Origin of the sequence: Streptomyces sp. NPDC005728, from assembly GCF_040630895.1 — a bacterium.
Taxonomy (GTDB): Bacteria; Actinomycetota; Actinomycetes; order Streptomycetales; family Streptomycetaceae; genus Streptomyces.
This window is the reverse complement of record NZ_JBEXYL010000011.1, coordinates 119099-141294: the sequence shown is the minus strand read 5'-3', so window position 1 is coordinate 141294 and position 22196 is coordinate 119099. Positions and strand designations below refer to the sequence as shown.

Sequence of the window (22196 nt, the reverse complement as noted above, 5' to 3'; positions counted from 1 at the left end):
CCCTCCGGCTGAGTGTGGACCCCCGCCCGGTGCGGGACACCGGGCGGCGGAACTGCGGTCAGGCGCAGGTGGGGATCAGACAGTGCTGCGGGGCCTCGTACTCGTCATCCACGAGGATTTCGAAGGCGAGGTCCTGTGTCTCGTTGCTCTGCATATTCACTCCTCAGATAAGTGCCCGAAACAGGGCACGGACCGAATTGCCCAGTCATCTAAACACGACGACCGCAGACATTCAAGAAGGAATTTCGGGTTGCTTCGATTCCTGTTTCAAGGCAGCACGAATTACGCCCACGCACTCCGCAAAATAGAGGCGTGCGACACAATTACCGCCCTCTGAACTGGTGATTTATGGTTCAGCGCGGCGCGTACGGCGACCTCCGACCGGAACTCTGGAAATCCGACCGATCGGCGTCTGAGGCCGCGACCTGGGTTTCGCCCGACGCACCACGTCGACGAATTCATTCAGCGTCGGATTGGTGAATATCGCTTCGATCTCCAGGTCGACCGAGAGCTTCTGGCCCACCTTGTCGATCATTCTCAGCGCAAGCAGCGAGTGGCCGCCGAGCAGGAAGAAGTTGTCCTGCCAGGCCACCCCCTCGTACTCGAGGAGTTCGCCCCAGATCGACCGGACCGCGGCGACCACCGGGTCTCTCAGCAACTCGGCGCTCACCTCGCCGGCGGAACCGACGGGCCGGTAGTCGAGAGCGCCGTAGTCGGTCTTCCCGTTGCTCAGTCGAGGCAGCTCCGTGCGGCGCACGAAGACCGTGGGGATCATGTGCCGTGGCAGCCGGTCGGCGAGCGTCCGCCTGATGTGCTCGTACTCGCCGGCCACGAGTTGCCGTGGTTCCCCCTCCCCCGCCATCACCAGATGGCCGACCAAGGACATGCCCTGCCGGGTGTGGTGCACCTTGGCCACCGCGTCGAGCACGTCCGGGATCTCGCGCAGGGCCTCCTCCACCTCGCCGGGCTCGATGCGCAGTCCGCGCATCTTCAACTGCCGGTCGACCCGGCCCATGTACTCGAGGTCGCCGTCGGCCGTGAACCGTACGAGATCCCCGGTGCGGTAGAGCCGCGCCCCCGGCTCGCCGAAGGGATCGGGGATGAAAGCCTCGGCGGTGCGGCCCGGGTTCCCCAGGTAGCCACGCCCGACGCCCATCCCGCCGACCCACAGGGCGCCCACCATGCCTCGGGGCACCCACTGCAACTCGGGGTCGAGCACATGGACCGTCATGTTGGCCAGCGGCTTGCCGATCGGCACCGGCCGGGACTGGTCGGACTCCTCGGTCACCCGGTGGATGCTGACGTCGTCGGCACACTCGGTGGGGCCGTAGGCGTTGTACAGCTCGACCCCGGGGCACTGCGCGAGCCAGTCCCGCGCGGTGTCCCAGCTCAGCGCCTCGCCACCGGAGATCATCGCCCGCAGGGCGTGCGGTCGCTGCTGGACACCGGCCTCCAGCAGTGCGGCCACCATGACGGGTACGACTTCCATGAGGGTCGTCCCGCTCTCCACGACGGCGTCCCGGAGCCTCGAGGGAGACATCGCGTGCGTGTCGTCGACGATCCTCAGCCGTCCACCCACCATGAGCGGCGTGAGGAACTGCCACAGCGAGACGTCGAAGGTGGCCGGAGCGGTCTGGCCGACGCAGTCCTCGGGCCCGACGCCGAAGTGCTCGATCATCTGCCACTGGTGGTTGGTCAGTCCGCCCATCGTCACGACCGCGGCCTTGGGCACACCGGTGGAGCCGGACGTGTGGATGATGTAGGCGCTGCCGGCCATCGGCGTCGGGCAGGGCGGGTTCTGCTCGACATGGCCGTCACCCACCTCGTCGATGTCGAACATCCGGGGGCGCGCGATGTCGTCCGCCGCGCCGAGCGCCCGGTCGAACAGTTCCCGGCCCGTCCGGTCCGCGATCACTGCGCGCGCGCCGAGCGTGGCCGCCATCTCCGCGACCCGTCGCGGTGCCTCCGTGGGGCTGATCGGCACATAGCAGGCACCCGCCTTGTGGATGCCCAGCAGGGCCACCAGGAAGCCGGTCGTGCGCGCGGCGCACACGACGACCTGGGTCTCGGGGCCGACGCCGGCCGCTCGCAGCCGCTGCGCCACGTGATTGGCGCGGCCGTTCAGCTCCGCGTACGTGAGCCGCTCGGTGCCGTCGTCGACGGCCTCGGCCCCGGGGGTGCGGGTCGCCTGCCGCTCGAACGTGGCCAGGTAGTGCTCCTCGCGTGGGACACGCGGCCCGGTTCCGGTCTCCAACAGGTCCCGTACGCCGTCGGCGTCCACGAGGGGCAGCCGGGTCACGTCGGTGCGCGGATCCGCCGCGACCGAGTCCAGCAGCGTCCGGTAGGCGTCCGCGATCCGCTCGGCCTGCTCCCGCGGCAGCAGCGCGGTGTCGTACTGCAGTCCGAACTGCAGCCGGTCCGGCAGCTCGACGACGTTCAGCGCGATGTCCGACTGCGCGGTCGGATCCTCGATGGCGAAGCCGCGCAGTACGGCCCCGCCCAGGTCCAGTTCGGCGGCGGGATCGCCGAGGACCACTCCGGCCACGGCACGGCCGCCGGGCAGTGCCGTGGAGTAGTGGCTGAACATCGCCTGGAAGACGGGCGGCGCGCCCGAGCTGCGGTCGGGGTTGAGCTGCTGTGTCAGCACCGGGAAGGGCAGCTCCTGGTGGTCCAGCGCATCCAGCATCCCGCGGTGCGCCGTCGCGGCGAACTCCATGAAGCCGGCGCCCCGGCCGAAGCGGGAGCGGATCGGCAGCACGTTGACCAGGTACCCCACGTGGGCGGCGAGTTCCTGGCGCGTCCGGCCGGCCACCGGGACGCCGGTCACCAGGTCCGGCTGTCCGGTCACACGGTGCAGCACCACCTGGAACCCGGCCAGGAGGACGTTGTGCAGGGTGTGGCCCTCCTGCCGCGCGACGCGTCGCAGGGCCCGCAGCAGTTCCGCGGAACCCTCGAAGGTCACGGTGCCGCCCGCATGGCCCCGCTGCCGGCCGGCGGAGGGAAGTTCCAGGACGGGCAGCTCTCCGGCGAGCTGTTCCTTCCAGAAGGCGGTGAGTTCGTCCCCCCGTTCGGCCAGCACCGTGCGCTCCCACACGGCCGGTACCAGAACGGGCGGCCGCTCCTGCCGGCCGTCCCGCGCAGGGCCGCCGGAGACGTAGGCCCGCTCCAGGTCGGCGACGACGAGGGCCAGTGACGTCAGGTCGCACACGATGTGGTGCAGGGACAGCACGAGCAGCAGGCGGTCCTCGCGACGCACGACCGCCGCCCGGATCAGCCGGTCCCGCTCCAGGTCGAAGGGCCGGGTGGCCAGCTCCCGGATCCACTCCCGTACTCGGCCGTCCGACCAGGACCGCGCGTCCACCGGTTCCGGCCGTACCTCGGCCGCGGGCTCGATGTGGGCACGCGGTTCGCCCTCGTGCGTGCGCAGAGCCAGTCGCAGCGTGGCGTGCCCGGCCACCACCGCGGTCAGTGCGGCGGACAGCCGCTCCACGTCGACGTCACCGGTCAGGCTGAAGGCCCGCGTGACGTTGTAGGCGTAACTCTCGGGCGAGGTCCGCTGCAGGAACCACAGGGCACGCTGTGTCTGCGTCAGTTCGTACTCCTGCGGCCCGTCGGCCGGGGCGGGTTCCGGTTCGAGGACGGCTCCGGCATCCGGTCCCCCCGTCTCCTCCGCGTGACCGAGCACGATCTCCGCCAGCTCCGCGAGCGATCCGGCCCGCAGCACGAGACTCGGCCGGAGCCTTATGTCGAGCAGGCTCTCCAACTCGTGCTGCAGCTGTACGGCTTTGAGCGAATCGAGTCCCAGCGAGGTGGGCGAGGCCGCGCTGTCCAGCAGCTCGTCCTCGCCGAGGGTCCGCTGGAGGTACCGGCACAGGGCGTCGGTGAGCAGGTCCCGGCGCTGCCGGCCGGTCGCCTCCCGCAGGCTCCGGGCGCTGACCAGGTCGGCCAGCCGCGCCGCCCCGGCCTGCCGGTCCCGGACCGTCCGCGACCACAGCACGGGCAGGTCACCGGAGAGGAACCGGGCGCGTGCCGCCTGGCGTTGCACCTTGCCGCTGGACGTCTTGGGGATCGCTCCCGGGGGCAGGAGTGCGATGGTCCGGGCGGCCACGCCGTACTGACGGGACAGCGCGTCCCTGATCCCCCGGGCCAGCTGCGGGTACCGGTCGTCCGTGAGGCCGGGGCGCACCTCCTGGCAGACGACGATCGCCTCCTCCCCGCCGTCGTCCACGCTGAAGACGGCACCGCAGCCGGGCCGCAGCGACGGGCTGCTCGCAGCCACGTCGATCTCCAGGTCCTCCGGGTGCAGGTTCCGGCCCCGGTGGATGACCAGGTCCTTCATCCGGCCGGTGACGTGCAGCCGGCCGGCGTGGACGAACCCGAGGTCTCCGGTGCGCACGTGGGAGGCCGCCACCGCACCCGGCGGTGTGGCGCCGAAGACGGCACGGGTGTCGTGGCCGCCGCCCCAGTAGCCCGCCCCGTTGCTCTCGCTGTGCACCTGGATCTCGCCGACGTGACCGTCGGACAGCGACCTTCCGTCGACCGGATCGACGATGCGCACGGCGGCGTGGTCGAGCAGCCGGTACGCGACCAGTTCCCGGACCGCGTCCCCGGTGCCGGGCGCGTCGTCGCCCGCCGCAGCGCTCCCTTCCACCGCCCGGCCCTGCTCCAGGGAGGCGACGGAGAAGGTGCGGCTCTCGCACTCGGCGTCCGCCTCGGCGCTCGCCACCAGCAGCGTGACCTCGGCGAGGCCGTAGCAGGGAGTGTGGGCCGAGGAACGGAAGCCCGTCCCCGCGAAGGCCTCGCTGAACGCGCGGAGGCTGCGCGGTGAGACCGGCGCCGCGCCGTTGAAGGCAAGCCGCCACGAGCTGAGGTCGAGGCGCGCCTTCTCCTCGTCGGTGACCTTGCGCACGCACAGGTCGTAGGCGAAGTTCGGGCCGCCGCTGATCTGCGCCCGCTCCCGTGAGATCTCCTCCAGCCAGGAGGCGGGGCGCTGCAGGAAGGAGAGCGGATCGAGGATGACGGCGCGGGCACCCGTGAACAGCGGTTGCAGCAGCCCGCCGATCAGCCCCATGTCGTGGTGGAGAGGAAGCCAGCTGACGCTCGTCGAGCCGGGCGTGACCTGGAAGGTCTTCCGGATGGCGATCTCGTTGTGCATCAGACTGCCGTGCGGGACGACGACGCCGCGAGGCGCCTTGGTCGAACCCGACGTGTACTGCAGGAACGCCGTGTCGTCCGCAGCGATGGGAACCGGGTGCCGGTCGCTGTCCTCGGCCTGCTCGACCAGGTCCACGTCGATCCACTCGACCGAGGCGCCGAGCTGCCGCACCACCGGGGCGTCGCCCAGGAAGCCGCGGACCAGGGACGTCGTCAGGACGGCGGCTGGAGAGCAGTCCTTGGCCACGTTCAGCACCCGCTGGGTGGCGGAGTCGTCGACCGGCACGGGCAGCGGAACGGCGACGACGCCGGCGGCGAGACAGCCGAGGAACGCCGCGGCGAACTCGGGCACCGTCGGCATGACGATCAGCACCCGGTCGCCGGGGCGCAGCCGTCGCTGCAGCATCCCCGCCACGGCGCGCGTGCGCAGGTCCACGTCCGCGTACGTCAGGTCGGTCCGCGGCGTCCCCAGCGTCGTCGCGGCGAAGGTCAGGGCCTGCCGGTCGCCTTGCTGCTCGGCGTGGCCGCGCACCAGGGCAGGAAGATCAGTGAACACGTACAACCCCGCTCCGTCCGTGGGTGAGGAATGCGATCGTCATGACATGAGCCGGGCGGCGAGCACCGGGCCGATCTCGGCCGCCGCGGCCGGGCCGGTCAGCGCCCCGTGGGCGGCGTCCACCGGGTGAACGTCGATGCCCCCGGTCACGTACGGCTGCCACTGGGCGGCGTCGGGCGCGCCGGGGAGGCGGTCCGCCGTGGCGGTGAAGAGGAGCACGTCGCCGTCGAACACCCCCGGAGCGAAGTGCCGTTGCACGTTCGCGTGGTCCGCGAAGACCTTGGCCATGGCGCGCAGGCCCGACGCCCCGAACTCGTCGAGCAGGTCGTCGTCGGCCGACGCATGACCGAGGGACTCGGCGACGGCGGTCAGGAGTCCCGGGTCGTCGTGGGCGAGGGGTCCGGCGTCGTCGGTGAAGGGGAAGCTGTCCAGCAGGGTGAGGGTGGCGACCTGCTGTCCCTCCTTCTGGAGCCGGGTCGCGATGTCGTGTGCGACGAGACCGCCGAAGGACCAGCCGAGCAGGTGGTACGGCCCCTCCGGCTGGACCCTGCGGATCTCCGTGAGGTACTCGGACGCCAGGTCGGCCGTGCTCGTCGGCTCGTGGTCCGGCTCGGTGAGCCCTCTGGACTGCAGCCCGTAGACGGCCTGGCCCGGTGGCAGGTGGGGCAGCAGTCCGCGATAGCCCCAGCTGATGCCGGCCGCCGGGTGGACGCAGAAGAGCGGTGTCCCCGTCTCGCTTTCGCGCAGCGGCAGAAGGACGGGAAAGCCCGCGCTCTCGCCGCCGGCCGACCGCTCCAGCAGCCCGGCGGCGGTCGGCGACTCGAACAGGTCGCGGATGGTGATCCGCAGGCCCAGCTCCCTGCGGGCCCGCCCGACCAGACGCGCTGCCAGCAGGGAGTGCCCGCCGAGGGCGAAGAAGTCGTCGTCGACGCCGGTCGCGGCGCGTCCCAGGACGTCCGCGTACAGGGCGCACAGGGCGCGCTCCGCCGCCGTGCGCGGAAGGCGGCCGCGCGAGGTGAACTCGGGTGCGGGCAGCGCCTTCCGGTCGATCTTGCGGTTGGGTGTCAGCGGCAGCTCGGGCAGGGGCACCAGGCTTGCCGGGACCATGTAGTCCGGCAGCTCCCGCCGGGCGTGGGCCCGCAGCCGGTCCAGGTCGATCTCGGCGCCGGGGGCCGCGACGACGTATCCCACCAGCTGGTGCAGGCCCGGTTGGTCCTCGCGCAGGATCACCGCGGCCTCGGCGACGCTCTCGTGGCGGCCGAGGACCGCCTCGATCTCGCCCGGTTCGATCCGGAAGCCGCGGAGCTTGACCTGCTGGTCGGCCCGGCCGGCGAAGCGCAGTTCGCCGTTCCTGGTCCAACTGGCCAGATCGCCGGTGTCGTACATCCGTGAACCGGCCGGTCCGAAGGGATCGGGCGCGAACCGCTCGGCGGTGAGGGCAGGTTGTCCGAGATAACCGAGGGCCACCCCGTCGCCCGCGATGTGCAGCCGCCCGGTGACGCCCACGGGCACCGGGCGCAGGGCCTCGTCGAGGACGTACATGCGGGTGTTGGCGAGGGGCCTGCCGATGGAGGGGATCCCCTCCTCGCCGGTCACCGTCTTGAGGGACGACCACACCGTCGTCTCGGTGGGGCCGTAGCAGTTGACGACACGCTCGGCCGTCTCCGCGAGACGGGTGGCCAGTTCGGCTCCCAGTGCCTCCCCGCCGACCAGCAGCGACAGCCCGCGCAGCGCGTCGGGGTCCGCGGACACCATCGCCCGGTAGAGCGAGGGAGTGGCCTGCATCATCGTGGCCTCACCGGTCACGAGGAGTCCGGAGAGGGCCGCCGGGTCCCTGACGGCCTCGGGCCCGGCGATGACGACGGTGGCGCCGGTCAGCAGCGGCAGGTACATCTCCACGGCTGCGATGTCGAAGGCGATGGTCGTCACCGCCACCAGGACGTCCTGCGGGCCGATCCGGGTCGCCTCCCCCATGGCGAGCAGCAGGTTCAGCAGTGCGCCGTGGGAGACCATCACGCCCTTGGGGCGGCCGGTCGATCCCGAGGTGAAGATGACGTACGCGGTGCGCCGGGGGTGCCGGGCGGCCGGGCGCTCCTCGTCCGTCAGGTCGCACGCCGGGAGCCGGGCGGCGTCGCGCTCCGCCTCGTCGATGCGGAGCACCGGCACGTCCGGTGGCAGCTGACCGGCGTACTCGGCCGTGGTCAGGACGAGCGCCGGCGTGGCATCGGTCAGCATGCGGTTGATGCGTTCCGCGGGGTACCCGGCGTCCAGCGGGATGTAGGCGGCCCCTGCCTTCAGCACGGCCAGCAGGGCGACCGGCAGGCTGGTGTCGCGCGGCAGGAGCAGGGCGATCATCGGGTCCGGGCCGGTCGCCGCCGTCGACAGCCTGCGCGCGAGCCGGTTGGCCCGGCTGTTCAGCTCCTCGTAGGTGAGGGAGGTGCCGTCGCTCCGGACGGCCGTCGCCGCCGGGGTCCGTGCGGCCTGCTCCTCGAACAGGTCGGTGAGCCACCGGGACGTCGGCCGGTCGGCCGCGGTGTCGTTCCACCGCACCAGCTGGGTCCGGCGCTCCTCGGGGTCGAGCAGGTCTACGGAGCCGATGGGCCGTCCGGGGTCGGCGGCCACCGCGTCCAGGAACCGGACCAGCCGTGCGGCCAGCGCCTCGATGCTCTCCCGGTCGAAGAGGTCGGTCGCGAAGTCGACCACGCCGGTGATGCCGCACGGGGCGCCCTCCAGGTCCCGGCGCTCGGACACGGAGAACGTCAGGTCGAACTTGGTGGTGCGCGTGCCGACCGGTGCGACATCGGCCCGCAGGCCCGGCAGGGCGAACTCCGGCTCCTCGTTGTTGTGCAGCATCAGGCTCACCTGGAACAGCGGGTGGCGGGCCAGCGACCGGGCCGGCTTGAGCAGTTCCACGAGCTGCTCGAAGGGCACGTCCTGATGCGCGTAGGCCTCCAGGTCGGTCTGCCGCACGCGGGCCAGCAGGTCGGCGAAGCTGGGGTCGGCCGAGGTGTCGGTGCGCAGCACCAGGGTGTTGAGGAAGAAGCCGACGAGATCGTCCAGCGCCTCGTCGGTCCGTCCGGCGACCGGAGTGCCGATGGGGATGTCGTCGCCCGCTCCCAGCCGGCTCAGCAGCGCCGCCACCGCCGCCTGCAGCACCATGAACAGGGTCACGTTGTGCGAGCGGGCCAGCTCCAGGAGCCTGCCGTGCAGTTGGGCGTCGAGGTCCAGGTCGACGAGCATGCCCTGGTAGCCGGTGGACGCGGGCCGGGGACGGTCGGTCGGCAGGTTCAGCTCGTCGGGCAGGCCGGCGAGCTGCCGGGACCAGTAGGCGAGTTGCCGGGCCGCCAGGGCGTCGTCGGGCAGGGTCCCTTCAGCGACGGCTTCCGCGGGTCCTGCCGCAGGCCCGGGAGCCGTCGCGGGCTCGGTCTCCTCCGTGCCGATCAGGCGGCGCTGCCACAGTGTGTAGTCGGCGTACTGCACCGGAAGCGGTGCCCGGTCCGGAGCCTCTCCGCCGAGGCGGGCCGCGTAGGCGGCCGAGAGATCACGGGCCAGCGGTACGGCCGACCAGGCGTCCCCCGCGATGTGGTGGAGCACGAGGAGCAGGACGTGCTCGTGCTCCCCGAGGCGGTACAGGTGCGCCCGCAGGGGCAGGTCGACGGTGAGGTCGAAGCCCTCGGCGGCGGCCTCCTCGAGCAGACCTGGAAGGTGCCCGGCGGTCGCCTCCCGTGTCCGCAGCAACGGTGCGCCCGTGTGCGCGTCCAGGATCCGCTGGTACGGCTCGCCGTCGGCCTGGGGCAGCACCGTGCGCAGCACCTCGTGCCGGGCCGTCAGGTCCGCGAGCGCGGCCCGCAGTGCGCGCTGGTCCAGTTCGCCGGAGAGCCGCAGCGCCGTCGGCATGTTGTAGACCGCGCTGCCGGTGTCCAGCTGGTTGAGCACCCACAGGCGCCGCTGCCCGTAGGAGAGCGGAACGCGCTCGGGGCGCGCCGTCCGGACGAGGGGGGCCCTGGCACCCGACGCGGCGTCGATCCGGGCGAGCAGACCGGACGGCGTCGAGGCTTCGAACAGGCTGCCCACCGGCAGTTCGACGCCGAACACCGAACGGACCTTGCTGACGAGCCGCGTGGCCAGCAGCGAGTGTCCGCCCAGCGCGAAGAAGTCGTCGTCCAGGCCCACGGCGGGCAGGCCGAGCAGGTCCGCGAACAGGTCGCAGAGCATGCGTTCCCGCTCGGTCCTCGGCGCCCGTGAGTGGGGTGCACGGGCGAAGTCCGGGGCCGGCAGGGCCTTGTGGTCCAGTTTGTCGTTGGCCGTCAGTGGCAGAGCGGCCAGTTCGACGAACGCGGCCGGGTGCATGTGGCCGGGGAGGATCCGTGCGATGTGGTCGCTCAGCGACTCCTGCGACAGATCCGCGTCCGGTCGCGGCACGACATAGGCGACCAGCCGCTCGCCGCCCGCGCCGGCCGCGGTGTACGGGATCACCACGGCCTGCGCGACGTCGGGGTGATCGGTCAACGCGCTCTCGATCTCGCCGGGTTCGATGCGGAATCCGCGGATCTTCACCTGGCTGTCGGTGCGGCCCAGGAACTCGAGGTGCCCGTCGGCGTTCCAGCGCGCCCGGTCCCCGGTGCGGTACATCCGTGCGCCGGGACCGCCCCAGGGGTCCGGCAGGAACCGGTCGGCGGTCAGGCCCGGCTGGTGCAGATAGCCGCGTGCCACCCCGGCCCCGGCCAGGCACAGTTCGCCCGGCACCCCGATGGGCGCCGGGTTCAGGTGCTCGTCGAGCACGTAGGTGCGTACGTTGTCGACGGGGCCGCCGATCACCGGGTGCTCGGAGTCCGTGAAGTCACCGATGGTGGCCAGTACGGTGGCCTCGGTGGGCCCGTACACGTTGCAGGCCCGTAGTCCCGGTGTCGTCCGCAGCCGCTGCCACATCCACTCGCTGATCTGCTCGCCGCCGAACGTGAGCACCGAGGGCCGGTACCGCTCGTCGTCCAGCACACCGCCGCTGATCAGCTGCTCGGCGAAGGACGGCGTACAGGTCATGGCGTCGATCCGCCGGTCGATCATCAGACGGGCCGTCGCCGCGGGATCGCGCCTGGTCTCGTCGTCCAGCAGGTGCAGCGCATGGCCGGCCAGCAGCCAGAGCAGGCCGTCCCACGATCCGTCGAAGGAGAGCGCGAGCACGTGCGCGACCCGCAGCGGACGGCCGAGGGCGGCCGCCGCCGGGTCGATGACCCGGCGGCGCTGGCTGTCCAGCAGGTTGACCAGGTTCCGGTGTTCGACGATCACGCCCTTGGGCTTGCCGCTGGAGCCCGACGTGTACAGCACGTAGGCGGGGTGCGCCGCGTCGAGCGGGGCGGTGCGGTCCGCGTCGGTGGGATCGGCGACAGGCCGCCCCGCCAGGTCCCGGAGCGTCTCCTCGCTGTCGAGCACGACGCGGTCGATGCCGCTGCCCGCGGGGAGGACCCGCTCGTCGGCTGCGGTGGTGAGGACGAGCACCGGGTCGGTGTCGGCCAGCATGAAGCCGATCCGCTCGGCCGGGTAGTCCGGATCCACGGGCATGTAGGCGGCACCGGCCTTGAGCACGGCCAGGATGCTCACCATCTGGTGGTCACTGCGCCGCATGGCGAGCGCGACCCGTCGTTCGGGGCCCGCGCCACGTGAGATGAGCAGATGGGCGAGGCGGTTCGCCCTGGCGTTCAGCTCGGTGAAGGACAGTTCCAGGTCGCCGAAGCCGAGGGCGGGCTCGTCGCGGCGCTCGGCCGCCGTGGCCTGGAAGGCGTCGCAGACGGTGCGTACCGGGGTCGCGCGCGCCGTGGCGTTCCAGCCCGCCACGACCTGCTCGCGCTCGGCGGGCGCCATGACGGCCAGCTCGCTGAGCGGGGTGTCCGGCTGTGCCACGGCGGACTGCAGGATGTGCCGGTAGTGGTCGAGGAGCCGGGTCATCCGGGGCCGGTCGAAGAGTTCGGTGGAGAACTCCATGCTCAGATGGAGGCCGCCGGACGGCGGCTCCGAGAAACCGAGCCCCACGTCGAAGCGGGAGGTGCCCAGCTCGATCGGCAGTTCCTCGACGAGTACATCGCCGAGCCGGGCTCCGCTGCGGTCCGTGTCCGCCTGGTAGAGGGCGAACTGGAAGAGCGGGTTGCGCGTCGGGTCCCGCTGCACGTCGAGCTTCTCGACCAGCTGGTCGAAGGGCAGATCCTGGTGCGAGTGCGCACCGAGCACCATGTCGTCGGCCCGGCCCAGCAGGGTCCGGAAGGAGGGGTCGCCGGAGGTGTCGGTGCGCAGGACCACGGTGTTGGCGAAGTAGCCGATCAGCGGTTCGATCTCCGGTCGGCTGCGTCCCGTGAACACCGAACCGAGCGCGATGTCGTGCTGCCCGGTGTAGCGGGACAGCAGCGCGGCGAAGCCCGCCACCATCACCGGCAGCAGCCGCACCCTGCTGCGGTCGGCGAGTTCGGCCAGACCGCGCTGCAGCTCGGCCGGGTACGTCGCGGTGAGGTTCTCGCCGAGCCAGGTGCGCTCGGCCGGGCGCGGCCGGTCGGTCGGGAACTCGAGGACGGTCAGGTCGGCGAGTGTCGTCCGCCAGTAGTCGAGATCGGCCGCCGGCCCCTCGCCCGCGAGGCGTTCACGCTGCCAGAGGGCATAGTCGGCGCACTGCACCGGCAGCGGCGCCAGGGCCGGCGCACGTCCGGCCCGGATCGCCTCGTAGCACTCGGCGAGCTCGCGCATCAGCAACGGAACCGACCACGAGTCGAGCACGATGTGGTGCATCGAGAGGACGAAGACATGGTCGTCGTCGGTGAACCTGGCCAGCAGGCCCCACACCAGCGGCCCGCGGGCGAGGTCGAAGGGGCGTGCGCTGGCGTCGGCGGCCACCCGCAGGGCACGCGAGCGGCGCTCGCCCTCGGCGCAGGGGCCCAGTTCGAGGGTCTCCAGGGCCAGCGGTCCCACCGGGTCGATCACCTGGCGCGGGCCGTCGTCGGTGCCCACGTACCGGGTGCGCAGCACTTCGTGCCGGGCCGCCACCATGTCGAGGGCCGCCGCCAGGGCCCGGCGGTCGAGCGGGCCGCGCAGGCGCATCGCGAGCGGCGTGTTGTACAGCGGCAGCCCCGGCGCCAGCTGGTCGAGGAACCACATGCGGGACTGGGCGAACGACAGCGGCAGCGGACGGTCCCGGCCGGCCGGGCGGATCGTGTCCTCGGCACGCCGTTGCAGCCGCTCGGTACGCATGGCCTCGAGCAGGCGTTCCCGCTGTGCGGGACTGAGCCGGGCAAGCCTCTGCCGAAGGTCCTCGCGCATACAGCTCCCTCCCACCGTGGCCGACAGTGCGCCGGTATCAGGGTGCGGACGCGCCGGATACACCCGGCAGTCGGGCAAATGACCGACAGCCCGCGCTCTGTCACAGGGGGCAGGATGGCCGGGACACCTGGGAGGGACCTTGTCTCGGTTCAAGAGCCTGCCGCCCGCCCGGCTCGGCACGCTGCTGCTGATGCTCGGGCTCGTCGTGCTCGGGGCGCTGGCCCTGCTGCCGTTGCGAGGTCCGAGCCCGGCCGGTTCCGGAGCACCCGCCGGTCAGTTCTCCGCGGGGCGCGCCGAGCCGTACATCAAGCGGATCGCGGCCGAGCCGCGGCCGATGGGCTCGGCCGCGAACGCCAAGGTCCGGGAGTATCTCGTAGAGCGGTTCCGCGCGCTGGGTCTGCGAGCCGAGGTCGAGCGGAGGACCGCGGCCGACAGCTATCCGGACCACGCCTCGGTCGCCGGGCGGGCCGGCAACATCCGCGCCACCCTCCCGGGTACCGAGGGAAAGGGGCGCGTGCTGATCGTCGCCCACTACGACTCGGTCTTCACCGGGCCCGGGGCGACGGACGACGGGATGGGCGTGGCGACCATCCTGGAGACGGCCCGTGCGCTGAAGTCCGGTCCCGCGCCCCGCAACACGGTGGAGTTCCTGCTCACCGACGGCGAGGAGCCGGGGTCCATCGGCGCCAAGGGCTTCACGGACTCCGCCTCGGCGGGCGATCCGAAGCACACGGTGATCCTGAACCTCGAGGCCCGCGGCACCACCGGGCCGGTGGTGATGTTCGAGACCGGCAAGGACAACTCGGCGTTCCTGCCTGCGCTGTCCGGCCACACACCGTTCGTCACGTCCATGTCCGACGAGATCTACCGGCTGCTACCGAACGACACCGACCTGACGGTCTTCAAGAAGGCCGGCTTCACCGGGATGAACTTCGCGGTGGTCGGCGGCTCCGCCCGCTACGACACCGAGCTGGACAACCTGTCCGCCCAGCGTCAGGGCACCCTGCAGGACATGGGGTCCACGGTGCTGGCTGCGGCCAGGAAGCTGGCCGGCCAGGACATCGACCCGGCGGGGGCCGGCTCCAGCACGTACTTCTCGGTGTTCGGGCTGCTGGTGAGCTATCCGCAGTGGCTCGGCCCGGTCCTCGCGGCGCTGGCCGCCGTCGCGATCGCGGTGGTGCTCTGGCGGGCCCGCCGGCGCGGGGTCCTGCGGCTGCGCGGGCTCACCCTGGTCGCCGGGACCCTGCCGCTGCCGTTGATCGGTTCGGCAGCCGTCGGCTATCTGGGCTGGACGGTCCTCGTGATGATCCGGCCGCACTATGCCGCCTTCACCTTCGGCGATCCGTACCGCCCGGGCCCTTCGGTCGCCGGTCTGGTGGTGCTGACGCTGGCGGCGTGTCTGTGCTGGCTGCTGTGGATGCGCAGGCGTACCGACGCCTTCGCCGTGAGCGCCGCGGTGCTGTGCTGGTTCGCCGCCCTGGCCCTGCTGACGGCCGTCGTGATGCCCGGCGCCTCCTATCTGTTCGTCTGGCCCGCCCTGTTCGGCGCGGCGGGTCTCGCCGCCGGACTGCGCCTGCCGGAGAAGTCGCCCTGGCTCGCGCCGGCGCTCTCCGCCGCCGCGCTGCCGGCGATCGTGCTCTTCGTACCGCTCCTCGCGATCCTGTTTCCCACCATCGGGCTCGCCTTCGACTCGGCGGCCCTCGTGGTCGTCGCCCTGCTGCTCCTGCCCGTGCTGCCCGGCCTGTTGCCGCTCCCCCGGCGCCGCGCGGTGCCGGTGACGGTGGCGGTCGTCGCGCTGCTCGGCGCCGCCCTGGTCGGTGTCGGCGGAGCGCGCGACGGCATCGACCGGCGCCATCCCGCACAGGTCGCGCTGTTCTACGTCCAGGACGCGGACACCGGGACCGCCTCCTGGTACAGCGGCGCCGACTCCGCCCAGCCATGGGTGTCCCGGTACACACACGGCGCCAAGTCCCCCGCCGAGAAGGACGTTCCCGCACTGATCGGTCCCGGTGGCTACCGGAAGGGACCGGCCCGGGGCGGCGGCACGTCCCTGCCCGAGGCCAAGGTGACCGGGCAGCGCAGCGTCGGCGGCGGTGTCCGCGAGGTGCGGCTCCGGCTCAGCTCGGACCGGACGGCGACCGCGCTGTCGTTCTACGCCGACACCCGCAGGACGAAGCTGGTCGACGTCACCGTGGAAGGCAGGCGACTGCCCGGCGGGCAGAACCGGCCGACCTCGACCCCGTGGAAGTGGGGCTGCCACCTGGTGGCTCCGGCGGACGGCTACGACGTGGTGCTGCGCCTGCGCGGTGACGCGCCGATGCCCCTGCGGCTGCTGGCCTACCGGGGCGACGTGCCGGCCGCGGCGCTCACGTCGCCCCGCCCCGACACGATCGTCTGGACCACCTCCGGGTTCGGCCAGAGCATCGGTATCCGCACCATCGACATATGAGGGAACCGCCGTGAACGACCGCCAGGACACCCCCCGCGTCATCGCCCTGTGGAGCGCCCCGAGGTCCAGGTCGACCGCCTTCTTCCGGTCCATCGTGGAACGCGGCGATCTGACCGCACTGCACGAACCGTTCTGCAACATCGTCGACTTCGGTGAGACCGTCGTGGACGGGGAGGCCGTGCACACCGAGGGCGAACTGATCGCGGCGATGCGGGCGCTGTCGGCACGGCGGCAGGTGTTCTTCAAGGACACCACCGACTATCGCTATCCCGCGGTCCTTGCGGATCCCCGCTTTCTGCGCGAGGTCCGGCACACCTTCCTGATCCGGCACCCCGACGAGATCGCCGCGTCGTACTACGCCCTCCGGCCGGAGATGTCCGCCAAGGACATCGGGCTGGAGCAGATGTACGAGCTGTACGAAGCGGTGTCCGCCACCGGGCAGCGTCCGGTGGTCCTCGACTCCGAGGACCTGGTGTCCAGGCCGGCCCGGACCATGGCCGCGTTCTGCGCCGCGGTGGGCCTGTCGCCGCGGCCCGAGGCACTGAACTGGCGCCCCGGCAGGCGCGAGGAGTGGCAGCGCTCCGACCGCTGGCACACCGACGTCAGCAACAGCTCGGGCTTCACCGCCCAGTCGACCGAGTACACCGTCACGGTCCACAACAACGAGCGGCTGGCCGAGTTCAGCGCCCGGCACGAGCCGTTCTACCGGGCGCTCTTCGACAGGCGGCTGATCGTGGCGTGACCGGAGCTCAGCCCCGGTCGGCCACGAGATCGCGCAGACGGGCCCGGTCGACCTTGCCGTTCGCGGTCAGCGGCACGGCGTCCAGCGTGAGGATCCGGCCGGGAATCATGTAGGAGGGCAGCAGCGGGCGCAGATGCGCGCGGATCTCCGCGATCGACGGCGCGTCGGCTCCGTCGGACGGCGCCAGGAAGGCGACGAGCGTACGGTCCGCGCCGTCACCGGTCAGGTCGACCACGGCGGCGCCGACGCGCGGGTGGCTCTCCAGCGCGGCCTCGATCTCGCCCGGCTCGACCCGGTGGCCGTTCACCTTGAGCTGGGTGTCGATCCGGTCGAGGAACTCGATGGTGCCGTCCGCCCGCCGGCGCACCAGGTCGCCCGTGCGGTAGAGCCGGGCTCCCGGCGGGCCGTACGGGTCGGGCACGAACTTCTCCGCCGTCAGCGCCGGGCGCCCGTGATAGCCGCGGGCCACCCCGACCCCGCCCATGAGCAGCTCGCCCGCCACGCCCACGGGGAGCTGCCGGCCGGCTTCGTCCACCACGTGGGCCTGGAGGTTGGCGATGGGGCTGCCGATCGGCGGCCTGCTCTCGCGCAGCCCGGGCGGGCACAGATAGTCCGTCGAGGTGACGGTGACCTCGGTGGGCCCGTAGGTGTTGTGGACCTGCCGGTGCGGTGCCTGGAATCGGTCGGCCAGCTCGCCGGGGAGCGCCTCGCCGCCGATGTTGGCCATCCGCAGATCGGGGAGTCCGGCGGGGTCGAGGAGGCGGGCCACGGCGGGCGGTATGTCCATCACGGTGACCCGTTCGTCGCGGATCAGCGCGGTGAGTGCCCGCGGGTCGAGCAGGGTCAGCCGCGCCCCCTGGACCAGGGTGATCCCGTTGCACAGCGCGGCGAAGAAGTCGAAGACGCTCACGTCGAAGCAGGGGTTCGCGAACTGCAGGATGCGGTCCGGCGGCTCGAGCCGGTAGGCGCGCCGGCAGTATTCGGTCATGTTGACCACCGAGCGGTGCTGGACGAGCGTCCCCTTGGGAGCGCCGGTCGATCCGGAGGTGTAGAGAAGATAGGCCAGGTTGTCGGGGAGGACCGGGTAGTGCGGGTCGTCGCCGGACTGTGCGGCCAGCGCGGCGGCGATGGCGGGGTCGTCCAGGCAGACCGGCAGGACGTCCTCGGGCAGCCGGGCGGCCGGCCCGCTCGTGGTGACCACGATCTGGCATCCGGCGTCCTCGGCCATGTACGCGAGGCGGCTGGCCGGGTGCTGTACGTCGAGCGGCAGATAGGCGGCGCCCGACTTGAGGATGCCCAGGAGGGTCACCGGAAGGTCGAGACCGCGGTCGAGCAGGACGCCCACCACCGTCTCGGGGCCGATACCGAGCCGGTGCAGGTGCCGGGCCAGACGGTTGGCGCGTCGGTCCAGTTCCAGGTAGCTGAGTTCCTCGCCCTCGAACCGGCAGGCCGCCGTTTCGGGCCGCAGGACCGCCCATCGTTCAAAGGCCTGGTGCACACAGAGTCCGGCCGTGTCGGCGTAGTCCTCGGTGGTGTCGTTCCAGCGGCTGTGCTCCGTGGCGCCGCCCCTGTCGCCCTGGATGACGTGGTCCACCGTCTTCGTCCCCCTGCGCTCTCGACACTGCCGGTGTGTCGACCCTGTCAGAACGAGGCGCCGCCGAGCCGTAGGGATTCCTCCTGACTGTGTCCGTCCCGGCCGATCGCACATTCTCGGTACGGACGTCGTTGCCCCAGATGCAGCATGACCCGCGGCCAGGGAGGAAATCGTGGGCGGGACCCGTACACAGAACTTCGAGGCCGCGCTGAGCCCGCAGGACGGCATGCCCTGCCTCCGGCTGACGTCGGCGGAGGCCGACGCACTACGCGCGCTCGCCGAGGACTTCGTCGAGGAGTACGGCGCGGCCGGGCCCGCCGACCTCGAGCACCTGCTGGCCGAGATCGCCGTCCATGCCCACCGCGTGCCGGAGCGGATGCGCTCGGTGCTGAACGGGTTCCGGCTGACCGGCCGTCCGAGCGGCGGCCTGGTGCTGTCCGGTCTGCCGTTGGACGAGCAGGCCGTGGGCACGACACCGCAGAGCTACACCGATGAGCCGGCCGGTGACGAGGTGACCACGGCGACGGCTCTCCTGCTGATGATCGGCTCTCTGCTCGGCGACCCCTTCTCCTACCTGTCGCAGCAGCGGGGCAAGCTGGTTCTCGACGTGTTCCCCATCGAGGGGCACGAGGGGGAGCAACTCGGCTCCAGCTCCACGACGTTGCTGGAGTGGCACAACGAGGACGCCTTCCATCCCCACCGGGCCGACTGGATCATGCTGCTCTGCCTGCGCAATCCGGACGCAGTGCCGACCATGTTCGCTTCGGCCCACGATCTGGAACTCGACGAGGAGCACCGCAAGGTCCTCTTCGAGGACCGGTTCGTGATCCTTCCGGACGAGTCGCACACGGCCCAGTTCAACGTCGCGACCACCGGTGTCGACGACGGCGACGGCCAGACGGCGGCCTTCGAGCGCATCCGGCGGATGAACCAGGAGCCGGAGCGGATCGCGATTCTGGGCGGCGACCCGGACATGCCCTACGTCCGGATCGACCCGGCGTTCATGCAGCGTGACCTGGGCGACGCCCTCGCCGAGCGGGCGCTGCAGGGCATCATCGACGCCTTCGAAGTGCGTATGCGGGACGTGGCGTTGGGCCCCGGTGAGCTGCTGATCATCGACAACAAGCGGGCCGTGCACGGGCGACGGCCCTTCAAGGCCCGCTACGACGGGTCGGACCGCTGGCTGCGGCGCATCAACGTGACCGCCGACCTGCGCAGCTCGGCTGGCCGCCGGTTCGGCGGCCATGGGCGCGCCCTGGTCTGACCACCATCTGCCACCTTCGGGAGAGTCCGGTTTGAGGCCCCGCATCCGCCCCGTCACGATCGACTGCGCACCCCCGTACGGGCCCGGTGAGCCGGCCCGGTGCCGGGGCCGGATGTCCGGCGGGCCGCGCCACGATCCGGCCCCCGAACCGTCGCGGACAGCGGCCCGCGCGGCGCGACCGTCATGACCCAGACCGCGCCCGCGCCGGGCGGCCTCCTGAAGCAGCGGGACTTCCGCCTGTTCTGGACCGGCGACGTCGTCTCGCAACTGGGCTCCGAGATGACGCTGTTCGCCCTCCCGCTGGTGATGGTGAGCACGCTGGACGCCTCCGGCACCCAGATCGGGCTGCTCGAGGCGATGTACACGCTGCCGTTCTTCCTGCTGCCGCTGTTCGTCGGCGTATGGCAGGAGCGCCGGGCCCGCCGGCCCGTGATGATCGCCACGGACCTCGCGCGGTGCGTGCTGGTCGTCACCGTCCCGGTGGGCGCCGCGCTCGACATGCTGTCCCTTGCGCACGTCTACGTGGTCGCCGTGCTGGTCGGGGCGCTCAGCGTGGTGTACGACATCGCCGCCAGGTCCTACCTCCCGCGCCTCGTCGCGCCGGAACACCTCGGCTCGGCCAACAGCAAACTCACCGCGGACCAGGCGGTGAGCGCGACGATGGGACCGGGCGGCGGCGGCTGGCTGGCGGGCGCGTTCGGGCCGGCCAGTGTGCTGTTCCTGGACGCGCTGAGCTATCTGGTCTCCGCGGTGGCGATGATCGCGGTCCGCACCCGGGAGAAGGCCGAGCCGCCGTCCGCCGAGCGGGATCTGCGCCGGGAACTCGCCGACGGACTGCGTTCGGTGTTCGGCAATCCGCCGGTGCGTGGCATCGCCCTCCACGCGGCCGTGTACAACGCCGGCGGATCGCTGGTCAACGTGGCCTTTCTGGTCTACTTCGTGCGCCGGCTCGACATGGGCACGTTCGCCTACGGACTGGTCACGGTGATCGGCGGGATCGGCGCGATCTGCGGGGCCGTCGGTGTGCCCTACCTGTTCGAGCGGATCGGATACGGCCCCAGTCTGCTGGTCGCCCTGTGCTTCTCCACCAACGCCTACTTCCTGCTGCCGCTGTACACCGGCCCGGACACGGCCGTCTTCTGGGCGTCCGCAGCCGGGCTCTTCCTCGGATACGCGGGTTCGGCCGCCGGCAGCGTCATCGCCGTGACGGTGCGTCAGAAGGTCACGCCGCCCGAGCTGCACGCACGCATGAACGCCACCTACCGGCTGATGAACTTCGGCACCATCCCGGTCGGTGCGGCGCTCGCCGGTGTGCTGGTGGACGGGCTCGGTGCGCGGACGACGCTGTGGCTGGCGCCCTTCGTCCTGCTGGCGTCGGTGCTCCCGGTCGCCAACCGCACCATCTGGCGGCTGCGGCACCTGTGAGGCCGGGCCGCCCACGCCTCGCACGGGGCGGCCCACGGCTGAGGACGGGCGGCCCACGGCTCAGACCGCGGCCGCCAGCTCCCGGATGGTGTGCTCCCCCAGCACCTTCTCCACCGGCAGTTCGACGCCGAGTTCCCGTGCACGCATCACCACGCGGACGGCCCTGAGGGAGTTGCCGCCGGCCGCGTAGAACTCGTCGTCGACGCCGACCGTCTCGACGTCGAGCACCTCGGCCCACAGTCGGCTGAGCAGTACCTCGGTCCGCGTGGTCGGCCGGTCCCCCGTCGCCTCCCGGTGCACCGGCTCCCCTGTCTCCGCCTCTTCGGCCGCCGGAACGGCCGGACTGCGGTCGGCCAGCGGGCAGGGCAGTTCCGAGACCGCCGCGCCGGGGTTCGCCGACGCACCGCGCAGCACGGTGACGACGGACCGGGCCAGCAGGTCCGCGGTCTCCTGACCGAACAGGTCCGACTGCAGCACCACGGATCCGCTGAGTGTGTCGTCCGCCCCGTCGAGATCGACGGTCACCTCGAAGTGGGCGCGCTCCTGGAGCAGCGGGACCGGTTCGATCCTCAGCCCGGCGGCCTCCGCCGTCCGGGGAAGCCGGGTGTTGTTCACGGCCAGCATGGTCTGCGCCAGCGGGGTGCGCCCCGGGCGCCGCTGCGGCTTCAGGGTGTCCACCAGGACCTCGAAGGGAACATCGGGGTGCTGGTAGGCGCCCAGGCAGCGTTCCCGTACCTGTCGGAGCAGGCTGAGGAAGTCCGGGTCGCCCGACAGGTCGAGGCGCAGCGGGAGGGTGTTGACGAAGAAGCCGACGAGCGGCTCCAGTTCGGTCTGGGTGCGGCCGGCGAAGGGAAGTCCGACGACCACGTCGTGCTGCCCGGTCCAGCGCGCGAGCACCGTGGCGTAGGCCGCGAGCACCACCATGAAAGGGGTGACGTCCCCGTCCGAGGCGACCGCCCGGAGCTGACGGATCATGAGGGCGGGCGGCGCCAGGGGCGCGTGCACCGTCCCGTAGTCCGGGGTCCCGCCGGGCAGCCGGTCGGCGGGCAGCCGGAGCGGTTCGCACTGGGCCAACTGGTGTTTCCAGTAGTCGAGTTGCTCGTCCAGCTCGCCCTCGTCCCAGCGTTGTTTCTGCCAGGCCGCGAAGTCCGCGTACTGCACCTGCAGTTCGGGCAGCACATCCAGCCGTTCACCTCGGGCTGCCGGCGGGTAGAGCGCCGTGAGCTCGCTCAGCAGGACGCCCAGGGACCAGCCGTCGGCGACCGCGTGGTGCACCACCACAGCGAACAGGTGCTCCTCGGGAGCCACCCGCAGCAGCCGGCAGCGGATCAACGGTCCCCGCCCCAGATCGAAAGGGGCCTGAGAGAGGCGGCGCGCCTCGGCGAGAGCCGCGTCATACCCGCCCTCGACGTCCTCGACCGTGAGCCGCACCGGCTCCGGCGCGCGCACCACCTGCACGACCTCGGCGCCCTCCAGCTCCAGCACCGTCCGCAGCACCTCGTGCCGGTTCACCACCTCGGTCATCGCCGCGGCGAGGGCGTCCGGGTCGAGGCTGCCGCGCAGCCGCAGTCCGACCGCCTCGTTGTACAGCGGGGTGTCCGGCTGGATCTGTTCCAGCAGCCACAGCCGTTGCTGGCCGAACGAGGCGGGCAGCACGAAAAGGTCTTCGGTCATCTTGGCTCCCGCGGGGTGAAGGAATACCTCGGCGGCCGG

At 71.9% G+C, this 22196-nt stretch carries 8 protein-coding genes; 4 read left to right on the top strand and 4 right to left on the bottom strand.

The window, feature by feature from the left end:
• Positions 1-346: 346 nt before the first annotated feature.
• Both ABZ471_RS11150 and ABZ471_RS11145 read right to left on the bottom strand, forming a co-directional pair.
• Positions 347-5710, bottom strand: a complete 5364-nt coding sequence (locus tag ABZ471_RS11150; protein ID WP_359064830.1) for an amino acid adenylation domain-containing protein — start codon at positions 5708-5710, stop codon at positions 347-349.
• A gap of 39 nt (positions 5711-5749) precedes the next feature.
• Complete coding sequence (locus ABZ471_RS11145; protein WP_359064828.1) at positions 5750-13009, bottom strand: amino acid adenylation domain-containing protein; 7260 nt, start codon at positions 13007-13009, stop codon at positions 5750-5752.
• Between the two features lie 139 nt (positions 13010-13148).
• On the opposite strand from ABZ471_RS11145, the gene ABZ471_RS11140 reads away from it, so the two are divergent.
• Both ABZ471_RS11140 and ABZ471_RS11135 read left to right on the top strand, forming a co-directional pair.
• Positions 13149-15458: a M20/M25/M40 family metallo-hydrolase gene (locus tag ABZ471_RS11140; RefSeq protein WP_359064826.1), complete on the top strand. Its 2310-nt coding sequence runs from the start codon at positions 13149-13151 to the stop codon at positions 15456-15458.
• Between the two features lie 10 nt (positions 15459-15468).
• Positions 15469-16200, top strand: a complete 732-nt coding sequence (locus ABZ471_RS11135) for a sulfotransferase family protein (protein WP_359064824.1) — start codon at positions 15469-15471, stop codon at positions 16198-16200.
• Between the two features lie 7 nt (positions 16201-16207).
• Here ABZ471_RS11135 and ABZ471_RS11130 read toward each other — a convergent pair whose 3' ends face one another.
• Positions 16208-17794 (bottom strand): amino acid adenylation domain-containing protein, encoded by a 1587-nt coding sequence (locus ABZ471_RS11130; protein ID WP_359064822.1) that lies wholly within the window; start codon positions 17792-17794, stop codon positions 16208-16210.
• Between the two features lie 172 nt (positions 17795-17966).
• On the opposite strand from ABZ471_RS11130, the gene gntD reads away from it, so the two are divergent.
• On the top strand, positions 17967-19058 hold the full coding sequence (gntD, locus tag ABZ471_RS11125; RefSeq protein WP_359064820.1) for a guanitoxin biosynthesis L-enduracididine beta-hydroxylase GntD: 1092 nt from the start codon (positions 17967-17969) through the stop codon (positions 19056-19058).
• A gap of 183 nt (positions 19059-19241) precedes the next feature.
• Positions 19242-20483: an MFS transporter gene (locus ABZ471_RS11120; protein ID WP_359064818.1), complete on the top strand. Its 1242-nt coding sequence runs from the start codon at positions 19242-19244 to the stop codon at positions 20481-20483.
• 60 nt (positions 20484-20543) lie between these two features.
• Here the strand turns inward: ABZ471_RS11120 and ABZ471_RS11115 are convergent, their stop codons facing one another.
• Positions 20544-22157, bottom strand: a complete 1614-nt coding sequence (locus ABZ471_RS11115) for a condensation domain-containing protein (RefSeq protein ID WP_359064816.1) — start codon at positions 22155-22157, stop codon at positions 20544-20546.
• Positions 22158-22196 lie beyond the last annotated feature (39 nt).